Annotated in this window: 12 protein-coding genes and 1 pseudogene; 6 read left to right on the top strand and 7 right to left on the bottom strand. The window is 46.1% G+C overall.

Annotated features, from left to right (window positions below):
• Positions 1-21 precede the first annotated feature (21 nt).
• The 3 genes from AC0OMU_RS03265 to AC0OMU_RS03255 all read left to right on the top strand — a co-directional run bounded on the left by AC0OMU_RS03265 (position 22) and on the right by AC0OMU_RS03255 (position 2620).
• Complete coding sequence (locus AC0OMU_RS03265; protein ID WP_041337573.1) at positions 22-996, top strand: DMT family transporter; 975 nt, start codon at positions 22-24, stop codon at positions 994-996.
• 119 nt (positions 997-1115) lie between these two features.
• On the top strand, positions 1116-1868 hold the full coding sequence (locus AC0OMU_RS03260; protein WP_474240901.1) for an ABC transporter ATP-binding protein: 753 nt from the start codon (positions 1116-1118) through the stop codon (positions 1866-1868).
• Positions 1868-2620, top strand: coding sequence for an ABC transporter permease (locus tag AC0OMU_RS03255; protein ID WP_474240900.1), 753 nt, complete (start codon positions 1868-1870; stop codon positions 2618-2620). Before AC0OMU_RS03260 ends, AC0OMU_RS03255 begins: the two co-directional genes overlap by 1 nt.
• 45 nt (positions 2621-2665) lie before the next feature.
• On the opposite strand, the gene AC0OMU_RS03250 is transcribed toward AC0OMU_RS03255, so the two are convergent.
• Positions 2666-3481: a uroporphyrinogen-III synthase gene (locus tag AC0OMU_RS03250; RefSeq protein ID WP_063335070.1), complete on the bottom strand. Its 816-nt coding sequence runs from the start codon at positions 3479-3481 to the stop codon at positions 2666-2668.
• A 173-nt stretch (positions 3482-3654) separates the two neighbouring features.
• On the opposite strand from AC0OMU_RS03250, the gene AC0OMU_RS03245 reads away from it, so the two are divergent.
• The gene (locus AC0OMU_RS03245; RefSeq protein ID WP_003232781.1) at positions 3655-3843 is read left to right on the top strand and encodes a DUF8096 family protein; all 189 of its coding nucleotides are present in this window, start codon (positions 3655-3657) and stop codon (positions 3841-3843) included.
• Positions 3844-3883: 40 nt separating this feature from the next.
• Here the strand turns inward: AC0OMU_RS03245 and AC0OMU_RS03240 are convergent, their stop codons facing one another.
• Positions 3884-5062 (bottom strand): glycosyltransferase, encoded by a 1179-nt coding sequence (locus AC0OMU_RS03240; protein WP_063335069.1) that lies wholly within the window; start codon positions 5060-5062, stop codon positions 3884-3886.
• A 22-nt stretch (positions 5063-5084) separates the two neighbouring features.
• Positions 5085-6275 carry a monooxygenase YjiB gene (gene yjiB / locus AC0OMU_RS03235; RefSeq protein ID WP_181218921.1) on the bottom strand — a complete coding sequence of 397 codons (1191 nt, stop codon included), beginning with the start codon at positions 6273-6275 and terminating at the stop codon, positions 5085-5087.
• Positions 6276-6665: 390 nt separating this feature from the next.
• On the opposite strand from yjiB, the gene AC0OMU_RS03230 reads away from it, so the two are divergent.
• Positions 6666-6944: a hypothetical protein gene (locus AC0OMU_RS03230; protein WP_474240899.1), complete on the top strand. Its 279-nt coding sequence runs from the start codon at positions 6666-6668 to the stop codon at positions 6942-6944.
• A gap of 30 nt (positions 6945-6974) precedes the next feature.
• Here the strand turns inward: AC0OMU_RS03230 and AC0OMU_RS03225 are convergent, their stop codons facing one another.
• The 4 genes and pseudogenes from AC0OMU_RS03225 to fdhF all read right to left on the bottom strand — a co-directional run bounded on the left by AC0OMU_RS03225 (position 6975) and on the right by fdhF (position 12027).
• On the bottom strand, positions 6975-7601 hold the full coding sequence (locus AC0OMU_RS03225; RefSeq protein ID WP_474240898.1) for an NUDIX hydrolase: 627 nt from the start codon (positions 7599-7601) through the stop codon (positions 6975-6977).
• Positions 7602-7674: 73 nt separating this feature from the next.
• A pseudogene (locus AC0OMU_RS03220) lies at positions 7675-8320 on the bottom strand (DUF4352 domain-containing protein).
• 196 nt (positions 8321-8516) lie between these two features.
• Positions 8517-9077: a helical membrane plugin domain-containing protein gene (locus AC0OMU_RS03215; protein ID WP_474240897.1), complete on the bottom strand. Its 561-nt coding sequence runs from the start codon at positions 9075-9077 to the stop codon at positions 8517-8519.
• Positions 9070-12027 carry a formate dehydrogenase subunit alpha gene (fdhF, locus tag AC0OMU_RS03210; protein ID WP_474240896.1) on the bottom strand — a complete coding sequence of 986 codons (2958 nt, stop codon included), beginning with the start codon at positions 12025-12027 and terminating at the stop codon, positions 9070-9072. The genes AC0OMU_RS03215 and fdhF overlap by 8 nt, the downstream gene beginning before the upstream one ends.
• Before the next feature lie 145 nt (positions 12028-12172).
• Between fdhF and AC0OMU_RS03205 the strand changes: the two genes are divergently transcribed.
• The gene (locus AC0OMU_RS03205) at positions 12173-12748 is read left to right on the top strand and encodes a YjgB family protein (protein WP_181218914.1); all 576 of its coding nucleotides are present in this window, start codon (positions 12173-12175) and stop codon (positions 12746-12748) included.
• The last annotated feature ends 10 nt before the right edge of the window (positions 12749-12758 follow it).

The following is a 12758-nucleotide window of genomic DNA, read 5'->3' as shown; positions in this document are numbered from 1 at the left end:
AATGCCAGAATGAGGGATATCATGAAAGCTATCGTTATCGGAATATTGGCTTCACTCTTTTTCGCCGTTACCTTTATATTAAACAGAGCGATGGAGTTATCAGGAGGCAGCTGGCTTTGGAGCTCTTCGCTGCGCTTTATTTTTATGGTGCCATTTTTATGTTTGATTGTCATCATGAGAGGGACATTCACGCCTCTCTTACTAGAGATGAGGAAAAAGCCGTTTTATTGGATCAAATGGAGCTTCGTCGGCTTCGTGCTTTTTTACGCGCCGATTACATTTGCGGCTGCATACGGTCCGGGGTGGCTCATAGCCGGAACCTGGCAAATTACAATTGTAGCCGGGGTGCTCTTATCTCCTTTGTTTTATGTCAAACAAGATATGCCGGGCGGTCCGCAGCTCGTTCGCCAAAAGATTCCCCTGGTTTCACTTGGCACTTCCATGATCATCCTGATTGGAGCGGCTCTGATTCAGCTTCAGCATGCAGAGTCGCTTTCTGGGAGGATGCTGCTTTTCAGTGTGCTGCCGGTTGTCATTGCGGCTTTTGCCTATCCGTTAGGAAACAGGAGAATGCTTGAAGAATACGGAGGCCGGCTTGATACATTTCAGCGCGTGCTTGGAATGACATTGGCAAGCCTTCCATTCTGGCTTATATTAGCAGCTTACGGCTGGTGGTCAGATGGCCTTCCATCAGCAAGTCAAACCGTTCAATCCTTTATCGTTGCCGTCAGCTCAGGCATCATTGCGACGGTTTTATTTTTCTGGGCCACTGATATGGTAAGAGACAATCCGCAAAAACTCGCAGCTGTTGAAGCCACTCAATCCGGTGAAGTGATTTTCGCGCTGCTTGGTGAAATTGTTCTGCTGTCAGGCGTTTTCCCATCTCTTTTATCATTTGCCGGTTTATTCATTATAATAGCGGGGATGATGTTACATACCTTCGCTTCACAGCCGAGAAAACCGAAAAAGAAAGCACAGTCAAATCTGACTGCGTAGCATCTGCAGGAGAATGGGTGAAAACCTGTTCTCCTTTATTTGTGCTACCAAAAGGGATCTGTTTCACGTTATAGTTAAATATAATGTCAGCCTACTTATATTGAAAGGTGATTATTGTAATGGAAGCAAACGATCAAACACAAAACATACCAGCCATCTCCTTCAGATCAGTCAGAAAAAGCTATAAACAAGATGGACAAACCTATGATGTGCTGCAGGATGTCACCGGAGACATTCAACAGGGTGCAATCGTAGCCGTTTTAGGTCCTTCCGGCTCAGGCAAAAGCACCCTCCTTTCTATGTGTAATTTAATGAGAACGCCTGACAGCGGCGAAGTCAACATATATGGAAAGGAAATCAGAGAATGGAATGTCAATGAGCTGAGGCGAACGGCAGCCCTCGCATTTCAATCGGCTCCCGTGCTCGACGGGACAGTGCGTGACAATTTAAATCTTGTACAAAGGCTGCATCAATCCCAGCTGTACTCTCCTGAAAAGCTGGCTTCTCTTGCAGGGCTGCCGCCAGAGCTGTTAGACAGAAGCGCCAGAGACTTATCGGGCGGGCAGCGGCAAAGACTGTCACTGGCCAGAACGCTCTCAAATCCTTCCTCCATTCTATTGTTGGACGAAATCACGTCGGCCTTGGACCCGGTTTCTGCTCTTGAGATTGAAGAACTGATCAAACGTCAGCATCAAGAGAAAAAATGGACAGTCATGTGGGTCACTCATAATATGGAGCAGGCAAAACGAGTAGCCGATACCATTTGGTTTATGGCAGATGGCCGGCTGCTTGAAATCGCTGAAACCGAAACATTTTTCTCCGCTCCGCAGCATGAAGCAGCGAAAGAATTTTTGAAGGGAGGCACTCGGTAATGAATTACCTTTCTCTCTCTTTAACGATGATCTTTGTTTTGATCGCCTTGTTTTTATCAAAATCCTTTAAAGCCGGTGTAGAAAAAGACATGATCATCGCCACCATCCGGGCCGCGGTGCAGCTGCTTATCATCGGTTATGTTTTGTCGCTGATTTTTCGCGGAGACCACCCTGTTTTTATCCTGCTGATGGTGATGTTAATGCTCGCGGTGGCGGCGCAAAATGTCATCAAGCGAAAGAAAAATACAATCGGTTCGTTTTGGAGGGTGTTTGCCGCGTTAGCAATCGTAGAAATTGTGACGCAGGGAATTCTGCTGTCTCTTCATATCATTCCGCTTACGGCACGATATGTCATTCCGATCAGCGGGATGGTCATCGGAAATTCGATGGTGCTCTCAAGTTTGTTTCTAAACCGGCTCAACTCAGAAGTCGGCGTTCGCAAAGAAGAAATTCAATTAATATTGTCACTTGGCGGCACACCGAAGCAATCCATACAGCGCATTCTTACGTCAGCGATGAAAATGAGTATGATCCCGACGCTCGAAAGCCAGAAAACACTGGGTCTTGTTCAGCTTCCCGGCATGATGACAGGCCAGATTCTAGCCGGCGCGGACCCGATTCAGGCAGTACGCTTTCAGCTCTTAATCGTGTTTACAACGATGGCTTCAGCCGCGCTGACTTGTGTAATCTTAAGCGTGCTGACATACCCATCATTATTCACCGTTCATCAGCAGCTGAAGCAGAATGAATGACAGACAAAAGCCGCTTTCCAAGGGAAAAGCGGCTTTTTGTACTTGTTATTCCTTTTCTTCATAATACTTGGCCAGCTCAACAATCATCGCACCCATCCGCTCAATCTCTGGCGCAAGCAGTCTCGTAATGCCCTCTTCCCGCAGTGCTTCAGCAGTCACTTTTCCGACAGCAGCTGCGATGGCACGTTCTTCGAATACCTTCTTCACTTCATTGATATAACCTCGCCCCTTAGCAAAATCAAACAGGGAACGAACCTGAATGGCCGTTGTAAAACAAACGGCATCGATCTCACCGTTCATCAGCTCTCGGCATAACCGCTCCACCGTTTCCTCCTCCGGCGGGATGTGCTGATAAGGCAGAATCGGCAGGACAGACGCGCCTTTTTCTTCAAGAAATGCCATGAGAGCCGGCGCTTTTTCGCCATGAAGCTGCACCATGACTGTTTTTCCTGAAAAGTCGTGAGGCTCCAAAGAATGGATTAAGCCTCTTGTTGTCCCGTCTTCATCCGAAGCTTCCGGTGTGATCCCAAGCTTTTTCAGCGCAGACAGCGTTTTGTATCCCCTGCATGCCGCTTTCGCTTGGCGAATGGCCTGCAGAAACTCATCTTTCAGTCCAATTTTCTCTGCCATATCGACAAGAGTCTCCAACCCGATGCCTGTCGTGAAAATAACCCAGTCAGCTTTTTTTCCCTCCACAAACGTCCGCAAATCCGGCTCCACCTGCTTCTCTGCTAAGTAAACTGTACCTTGGAGAGGCCGGATGACAGGTATTCCGCCCTGTTTTTCAATGATTGTACTGATTTCTTCCGTTTTTCGTGAGCCACCGATTGCCACGCGTTTTCCAAGTAACCCTTTTCCCATACCCGTTTCCTCTCCTCTTTGCATAGGCTTTTTATGTATATAAGCTTAATAAAGCTATTTTGGCGCAAACCAAGGGAGAAATCAAGATAAACCAAAACCCCTAAAATCCATTGAATACGCCGGAAGCTTGCTGTAAGATAAACAGCAGACACGTCTTGTAACGGAGGTACGACATGGAAACAAAAAAAGAAGAATATGAAACAAAAGGCTACGATACATCGATCGTTTACGAATTCAATGAATATCCGGACGCCCGCAGCGGGCGCTGCGACAACTGTGATTACACACTGTTCAAAAGCTCTGTAAAAGGCGGAAAATTTCTTAGAGAATGCCGGAGATGCGGGATGAAAAAAAATATTTAAACAGAAAACCGAAATCAATTTGATTTCGGTTTTTATGTTTTTACTGCGGGACAGCGGATTTTTTCATAAACGCTTCAATCTCAGCTGCCGCACGCTCCGCTCCGCCAGCTTCTTTTACATCCTTTTGCATATTCTTGACGCGGCTGAGCAGCTCTTGATCACTGGATACAGCCTGAACCGCTTCCTGCAGGCTGGAAACAGTCACTTCCTCTTTCGGCAAATAAACGCCAAGGCCTAATTCATCAACCCGATTTGCAGTGAGCTCTTGCTCATACATTTGCGGAATGACGACAAGCGGCACACCTGCGTTCATCGCTTCCATCGTACTGTTCATCCCGCCATGAGAGATGAACAAATCAGCTTTCTCTAACACCTCAAGCTGCGGCACACTTTGGCGAATGGTAAAGTTAGCAGGAATATCCTCCAAGCTTTCTGGATCAATCGTTTTCCCAACCGACATGATTACTTGCCATGAAGAATCCCGAAATGCCTTGATGCACATCTTGTAAAATTCCGGCCATGCGTTAAACGCCGTACCCAAAGAAATCAGCATAAGCGGGCGATCATCCTTGTCAATCAACAGGCTTTCTTTCTCCTTCCGGTCTCCGAGGGAGGGGCCGACAAAACAGAAACGGTCATCGAACGTCTCATGCTGAATCTGAAAAGACTTCGGCATAAAGACAATATTTAATGCTTCCGGCACAGCTAACTGTTCAAATGAAACAGCCGGCAACTTCTCTTGCTCCAAGTAGGCTTTAAATTCAGCCTCTGCTTCTCTTATTTTTTTCAGCATGTCTTCATTTCCTAACTGAAAGGATTCATTTTGGGCATATGACGAACAGAGCTTAATGACCGGAACATTAAGCTTTTCAGCAAACAATTTTCCAGCCAGCGCAACAAAATCATAGATGATCAGATCAGGCTGATCATCCTTATATAACTCCTCAAGCTGCGGCAGAATGCTGAGTGATTCTTTTAAAAGGCTGAGGGGCGCGTCATCCTTTTCCATCATCTCCCTGATTTGCTTAGGATCAATATTCAAGGATGTATGATAGATCAATGCCTCGCCACCGGCTTGCTGAACAGCGGGCGCAAACTCCTCAGTCGTCGCGTACGTGACACGATGCCCTTTCTCACAAAGCTTCTCTACTAAAGCAAGCGTAGGATTGACATGTCCGTACGCCGGGATATTGATCATTGAAATATGGTACTTTTTCATGAATCTCCAGTCTCCTTATCTATTACATTTTCACACGGAAGCTCTTTAATCCGTATATCACACTGTTTTCAATCGGAGTGATACTGACGCACTCCATATGAGGAAAAGCAGAAATCAAAGACGTTAACGCGATATTTGCTTCAAGACGGGCAAGCGGAGCCCCAAGGCAAAAATGGATGCCATGGCCAAACGCAATATGCGGATTGGGATGACGGCGGATATCAAACATGTGCGGTCTGTCAAACTTTGCTTCATCACGATTTGCCGATGCCACAAACGCCAAAACCATATCACCTTCTTTAATCAGGTGCCCCCCGATCTTCGTATCCCGCTTGGCAATGCGCCTCAAAACCGGGGCGGGCGCTCTGAAACGCAAGGCTTCCTCCACTGCCTGAGGCATCAGTTCAGGATGGCTGCGCAGTTCCTCGTAAACGCCTGGCGTTTCTAATATGCTGTACATCGCATTTGAAATCAGGTTTGTAGTGGTTTCATTTCCGGCCACCAGCAGCAGCGTGCAAAACGGAATCAGCTCTTCACCGGACAGCTTCTTGCCGGTTTCTTCCGCTTCCACTAAAATAGAAATAATATCCTGTGCCGGTTTGTTTCGCTTTTCTTCTATGATGCCGGCAAAAAACGCAGCCAGTTCTTCCTCACACTTATCTCGTTCTTCCAAAAAGGCTTTTTCAGCTTCTTCACTTTTATCCTTCGGTGTACTGACCAGAAGATCAGACCATGCTTTAAACTGATCCATATGCGCTGAAGGCACTCCCAGCAGCTCAGATATCACAATAACCGGAAGCGGGTATGAAAAATCGTGCACAAGGTCAAACTCACTGCGCCCCTGAAATTTTTGAATCAGTTCATCTGTGATTTCTTGAATTCTCGGTTCCCATTGCTTCATCACACGCGGAGTGAAGGCTTTATTCACGACTGAACGGATTTTTGTATGCTTCGGCGGGTCCATGTTAATGATGGAATTTCCAATAGAGCTTGTCTGCTGCGGCATGTAACTGGAAAACAGCTCTTTATCCCCAACAACTTTTTTGACATCATCATAAAGAAAAACGCTCCACACTTGATTTTCTTCATCAAAGGAAACAGGCGCATCCTTTCTCATCGATTCGTACCATGGAAACGGATGATACGCATCCTGTTTGTTTTTCCCATTGAGCAGCGCTCGCTGCAAGGCTTGCCGGCGGTTTAACACATTCATGTATGGTCACTCCCCTTGAAAGAATTCAGCAATTAATGTTCCACTTCACCTCCCGCTTTCGAAAAAGAGAGGGACTACCACAAATAATCAAATTGATAACAGCAGGCAGGCGATCACGATGTTCGATGCAGGCATCATATATTCCCCCTCGAATTTCGTTCATCTTACCATAATCTTTCAATTTTTTTCTATTCTGCACTGCTGTTTTGGCTCACAACGTGACCTTAGGCATAAGCACGCAAATCCAATATGGATTCAATTGCACCGCTCCGCTCAAAAAACGTCTCTGTTTTCAACCAAATGCACTAACTCCAAAAATGACTTTCCCATTATGTAAAATAAGCTGATTCTATGATTAAATAGAAGGTAAAAGGTGAAGGAGAGAACAACGTGGCAGCACAGACTGATTACAAAAAACAATTTGTCGGCATCCTACTTTCACTTGCATTCGTACTGTTTGTGTTCTCTTTTTCTGAGAGACATGAAAAACCGCTTGTTGAGGGAAAAAAACAGGAAAACTGGCATACTGTCGTCGACAAAGCCTCTGTCAAAATTTACGGCAGCCGATTAGTTGAAGAAAACAAATTAAAGCAAAAACTCGGCCATAAACAAGCCGATTCTATTTTGACCCTTCTGAAACTCGCCAACGAAAAACACATTACATTATAAAAAAGAAAGAGCCCATAGGCTCTTTCTTTTTTAGTCAAATATCGTTTTCTTGGCCGGATGGCGCAATAAGTCAAACAGCATGCTAAGCTGTGAGGGGGTGTTTCGTTTGGGAGAAAGCGGCGGGAGGCTGTCTTCCGGAAAAAAAGCGGTATGATTCGTCTCGATCCCTGTTTCCCCCTGCCCGCCCGTAATGCTGCATGCGATGAAGATTTTATAATAGTGATAAGGCTGAGGGGGATGGGAGTGCTTATGGCTGTCTAGCACGGCCAGCAATCGAGACGGCTCTGTATCATACCCCGACTCTTCTTTGATTTCCTTGACGACGTTTTCAGCTGGCGATAAACCAATCTCGCAAAATCCACCCGGCAGCGACCACAGCTCATCATGCTTCTCCCGGACAAGCAAAATCTGATTCTCTCGGAATACTGCGCCGCGAACATCCGCTTTCGGTGTCGGATAGCCGCTCTCCCCATTCCATAAATCAGTGATGACTTCAATGTCCTTCTCCGAGTAATCCGCCATCATTTCCGCGCTGAGCTTCATTAGCTCTTCGTACCTCTCCCTGTCATACACATCCTTGGAAAAAGCCAGCCCCGCTTGGGCGATTGCCCGAATCCGCTGTGCCCGTTCCAGCCATTTGGTTTGCACTTTTATCACTCTCCCCTTCACATTATTTGTCACTATAAAAAAAGCACGCTTCTTCCCTGATGAAAACGTGCTTTTTTTAATGCTATTTTTCTAATTTTATCAAATAATCTATATTGTATTTTGCGCTTTCTTCAATTCTATCACTTCCAGTATCTATTAAAAAAGGGTTATACACTAATGTGTAATTTTTCTGTTCCCCTTTGGGTATTACATAACTAACTACTCCTGTCACCTTTTTTCCTGACGCCAGATTCCCCCCCCAAAAACATTTTTCCTTTATCCTCCAATGAAATGACTGAGCGAACTGATTTATTCTTCTTGTCTTTCAGATCTAATCCTAATCGGTTGTATTCCATTGAACCTTTTCCAACGTATTCTAGGGTCACTTCTATAATTAACCGCTCTTCATTATCTTTTACTGTTTTTGTTTTATCATAGTCTTTTCCACCCAAATCTCCATATTGGCCATTTTGTTCACGATCCACTTTATTCACCGTGAAATTAATATCATTTACTTTAATTGTTTCTCCTATTTTATGTATTTGATCATCTTTTTTTGTCTTCGGCTCACCGCCTTTTTTCAATTCCTTATCAAGTTCCTTTTCAAGCTCTTCTTGCGATTTTTTCTCTTTCGGTTTTTCCTTCTCTGACGCATCGCTCGATTGGCTGCACGCTGAAAGCGCTAACCCGATCGTCAAGACAAATAATAGTAATAAGACTTTTTTCATGATTGTTCCCCCATCTAAAGTAATCGATTTCTATTATAATCAGATTTTTCCTTTTCTTAACAGGTAAGAAAGTAACGATTATTTCTATCTCATTCATCACAATCTTACTTCTTCCTAGTATTTGAATATTTTTTACTAGTCCATTAGACCTTTTCATCAAAAAACCCGAGCTGGCTGAAGCCGCTCGGGCGGGAGATCAATCTCGTTTATTCATTCCTCTTTTCTCTCGAGGTTCCTGATGATGTTTTTGGTGTTCCGGAGGCTGCGTCGTGCGTTCCAGCTCCTTTGTATCTTGTCCCATTCCTTTTAAAAAGGAAAAGAGCAGTGTAATTGATTTGTTGATTTCCGGGTCTTTTAGCGAGCGGATAATATCAAAATAACCTGTCTTTTCTTCGCTGTTTTTCTGCTCTACAGCACTTGCCACCCCCGCATTCACTTTCAAAATGAGGGGCTCCAGCTGCTTCACGTCCAGCATGCCGAGTGTCCCAAACAGAAGAAGCAGATTTTTCAGCGTATTGGCTGTTTCCTCTGTATCTGCCTTTTTCACCAGAATATCAAGAACTTTATCCCCTTGACCAAAAAGGCCGCGGAGCAACGGCAGGACACCGCGCTCGTTCATATGGCCCAGCATATGCAAGGTTTCGAGAATCGCTTCTTTGTGATCAACTAGAGCATCTTCAATTTCCCGCAAATCACACTTTCGCTGATCCTCTTCGGTTACCTCGATTTTTTGGATTCGTTTAATCGCTTTAGCCATTATGGCCCATCCCCCTTTTCACAGCGTCACCAGGGAAAATATAATCCTTCCGCGCCCATTTCTTTTGAACCTGCACACCGATTTGCGGCTGCGGATTGCCGTTGCGGTGGTTGATCTTAGGCAGCGGGCTGATTCCGTCGTGCTTCAAAATTTCCATCTTGGCCGATGTTTCTTTGTAAGCAGGCGTATCGGTATCCTTATCGGCATGGCTGCCTGTTAACAGGTTGATCGCCGCTTCCCCTGAATCGTTCATTGGCAGATATACTTCCTTCCCTTTGACTCGATCAGTAATCAGGCACTTCACTTTGACATTTCCGAAAGGCGATGTGAGTCTGACGAGGGTTCCGTCCTGAATCCCTCGTTCTGCCGCAAGCTCAGAAGAAATTTCTAAGAACACTTCCGGTGTTTTTTCCGAAATCCCTTTTGATTTGTAAGTCAGATTCCCTTCGTGGAAATGCTCCAAGAGCCGCCCATTGTTGACATGGATATCATATTCCTCACCGAATTCCTCAGGCTCTGTCCACTGGACAGGGTAGAGAATGGCCTTGCCGTCCGGGAAAGGGAAGCGCTCTGTAAAGAGTAAAGGCGAATCCTTTCCATCAGCGTTTACAGGCCATTGCAGGGAATTATAGCCTTCAAGACGTTCATAGGTGACACCGGCATAAATCGGCGACAGCTTGGCTGCTTCCTCCATAATGTCTGCAGGATGCTCATAGTGCCAGCCGGCGCCAAGCTTATTGGCAACCTCCATAATAATCTGCCAATCCGGCTTTGATTCGCCCAGCGGTTCAAATACCTGATACAAACGCTGAATCCGGCGTTCTGTGTTTGTAAAGGTTCCTTCTTTTTCAAGGCTTGGGCTCGCAGGAAGAACCACATCAGCAAACTCCGCTGTACGTGAAAGGAAAATGTCCTGCACCACAAAGAAATCAAGCTTTTCATATGCGGCGTGTACATGATTGATGTTGGAATCCACCAGGCCCATTTCTTCACCTTTTACATACATCGCTTTCAGCTGTCCGGAATGGATTTTTTCAATCATTTCGTGGTTGGTCATACCCGGCTCCTTCGGCAGCGGCACGCCCCACGCCCGCTCGTATTTTTGGCGGACTTGTTCGTCCGTCACTTTTTCATAGCCCGGCATTCTGTCAGGCATGCTTCCGAAGTCACTTGCTCCCTGCACATTGTTATGGCCGCGCAATGGGTAAGAACCTGCTCCCGGTTTTCCGTAGTTTCCTGTCACAAGCAGCAGATTAGATATCGCCGTGCTCGTGTCGCTTCCTCCAATGTGCTGTGTCACGCCCATCGCCCACAATGCGCACACACTGTCAGCTTGCCCGATCATCTCTGCCATTTGGATAAGGGTTTCTCGATCAATCCCGGTTTTCTCCTCGGCATATTCAAGTGTGTACGGCGCGAGGCTTTTTACATATTCATCCCGTCCGTTCACTCTTTCTCTCAAAAATCGTTCATCGGCCTTGCCGTTTTCTATTAAATATTTGGCGATCGCATTCAGCCAGACGATATCCGATCCGGCACGCGGCTGGACAAATAAATCGGAGCGTTCTGCCATTTCGTGTTTTCTGATATCCACGACGATCACTTTCTGCCCTCTTAGCTTATGAGCCCGTTTAATGCGAGTGGATAAGACTGGATGCGACTCAGACGTGTTCGAACCGATAATCAAAACAAGGTCCGCTTGCGCGATATCTGTAATTGATCCTGAATCACCGCCATAGCCGACTGTCCGGAACAGGCCGGCAGTCGCAGGAGATTGGCAATAGCGAGAGCAGTTGTCCACATTATTTGTGCCAATGACCCCTCTGGCCAGCTTTTGCATAAGATAGGATTCTTCATTTGTACATTTAGAAGATGTAATAAAAGCGAGAGAATCCGGGCCAAACGCCTCTTTTAATTCCGTGAACTTGCTGGCGATCAGCGATAACGCCTCCTCCCACTCTGCTTCACGGAAATGGTCACCTTCACGGATCAGCGGCTTTGTCAGGCGTTCTTCGCTGTTAACGAAATCCCAGCCGAACTTGCCTTTCACACAAGTAGAAATGCCGTTGGCTGGCGCTTCCTCCTGCGGCTCTACTTTCAGAATGTCTCTGCCCTTTGTCCAGACATCAAAGCTGCAGCCGACGCCGCAATACGTGCAGACGGTTTTCGTTTTTTTGATTCGTTCATCACGCATGGCGGATTCCATATCAGAAATGGCGAGAATCGAGCCGTAGCCTGTCTCTACGCCTTTCGTGATCTCGATCATCGGTCGCAGCGTTTCGTTATTGATGCCTGTTAAATATCCGGCTTCCCCTTCCATTCCTTTTTCCATCATCGCGTTGCACGGACAGACCGTTGAACAATGGCCGCATGACACACATGACGACTCATTGATCGGCACGTCGTTATCCCAAATGACGCGCGGGCGTTCCCGCTCCCAGTCAATGGTCAGCGTTTCAGTTACCTGAACGTCCTGGCATGCTTCAACACAGCGCCCGCACAAAATACATTGATCTGGATCATACCGATAAAACGGATGGGATTCATCCTTATGGTATGGCTTGTGATCAAACGGAATGCTTTGGTGATTGATTTTCATTTCCTTCACCGTATTATGTATTTCGCATCCCCCATTGTTGTAATCGCAAACTGTACAATAAAGCTCATGATTATATAAAATCTTGTCCATCCCGATGACTTGCGCTTTTTTCGCGTCAGGCGAGAGCGTATCAATGATATCCCCATCCTTTAATTCAGCGGAGCACGACCTCTTCAGCTCACCATTGATGCTGACGATGCACGTATCACATGTTTCAATCGGCCCTAAGCTTGGATGATAGCAAACTTGCGGCACTTCAATCGAGCTGTTATTCAAAAGCTGCAGCACCGTCTGTTCCTCGGACGCTTCCATTTCAACGCCGTTTATTGTGATTGTTTTCTTGCCAGCCATCTCCATTCCCCTTTCTTGCTTTATATACCGAATTACCTATTTCAGTTCCCTTACAACAACTCAATAAAACATACAAAGCGCACTCACATGTTTTATTGCACAAACACAGGGAAACGGAATGGTAGATCAATAAGGAGGGATCAACATGAAAAAGACAATGTCTGCTATTACCGCGGCGGCAGCAATAACAAGCTGTTTTACAGGCTTTGGGGCTGCGTCCTTTTCAGCACCGGCAAAGGCCGCAGCTCAAACAAACACGCTCTCCGAAAACACGAATCAATCAGCCGCCGAGCTTGTCAAAAACCTCTATAACACCGCCTATAAAGGGGAAATGCCTCAGCAGGCGCAAGGCCTCACCATTAACAAAAGCACAAAAGGCGATGTCCATGCTGCGTTTGGGGAACCGGAAAGACCAGTCGGGGGAGACAATCGATTTGATTTATATCACTGGAATATGGGACAGCCGGGCTACGGATTTTCCTATCATAAAGACATGACAATTTCAGAAATCCGTTACTTTGGAACCGGTGTGGAACGGCAGCTGAATTTAGGCGGAGTTACGCCGGAAGTGCTGCAGAAGCAATTAGGACCAGCAAATCGGGTGTTAACCGTCCCGTTTACCGATGAAATCGATTATGTATATGATACAGGCCGCTATGAACTCCATTTTGTAATAGGCACGGATCAGACAGCCGACCATGTAAACCTAAAAGCAAAATAAACACCCTACG

This window comes from Bacillus sp. FAU18, assembly GCF_056033885.1.
The sequence above is the reverse complement of the archived record's forward strand: the minus strand, read 5'-3'. Positions and strand labels throughout refer to the sequence as shown.

Bases quoted from the DNA above. Each gene is read 5' to 3' on its own strand.
- AC0OMU_RS03265 (WP_041337573.1), top strand. From the start codon at position 22: ATGAAAGCTATCGTTATCGGAATATTGGCTTCACTCTTTTTCGCCGTT.
- AC0OMU_RS03260 (WP_474240901.1), top strand. From the start codon at position 1,116: ATGGAAGCAAACGATCAAACACAAAACATACCAGCCATCTCCTTCAGA.
- AC0OMU_RS03255 (WP_474240900.1), top strand. From the start codon at position 1,868: ATGAATTACCTTTCTCTCTCTTTAACGATGATCTTTGTTTTGATCGCC.
- AC0OMU_RS03250 (WP_063335070.1), bottom strand. From the start codon at position 3,481: ATGGGAAAAGGGTTACTTGGAAAACGCGTGGCAATCGGTGGCTCACGA.
- AC0OMU_RS03245 (WP_003232781.1), top strand. From the start codon at position 3,655: ATGGAAACAAAAAAAGAAGAATATGAAACAAAAGGCTACGATACATCG.
- AC0OMU_RS03240 (WP_063335069.1), bottom strand. From the start codon at position 5,062: ATGAAAAAGTACCATATTTCAATGATCAATATCCCGGCGTACGGACAT.
- yjiB (WP_181218921.1), bottom strand. From the start codon at position 6,275: ATGAATGTGTTAAACCGCCGGCAAGCCTTGCAGCGAGCGCTGCTCAAT.
- AC0OMU_RS03215 (WP_474240897.1), bottom strand. From the start codon at position 9,077: ATGGCTAAAGCGATTAAACGAATCCAAAAAATCGAGGTAACCGAAGAG.
- fdhF (WP_474240896.1), bottom strand. From the start codon at position 12,027: ATGGCTGGCAAGAAAACAATCACAATAAACGGCGTTGAAATGGAAGCG.
- AC0OMU_RS03205 (WP_181218914.1), top strand. From the start codon at position 12,173: ATGAAAAAGACAATGTCTGCTATTACCGCGGCGGCAGCAATAACAAGC.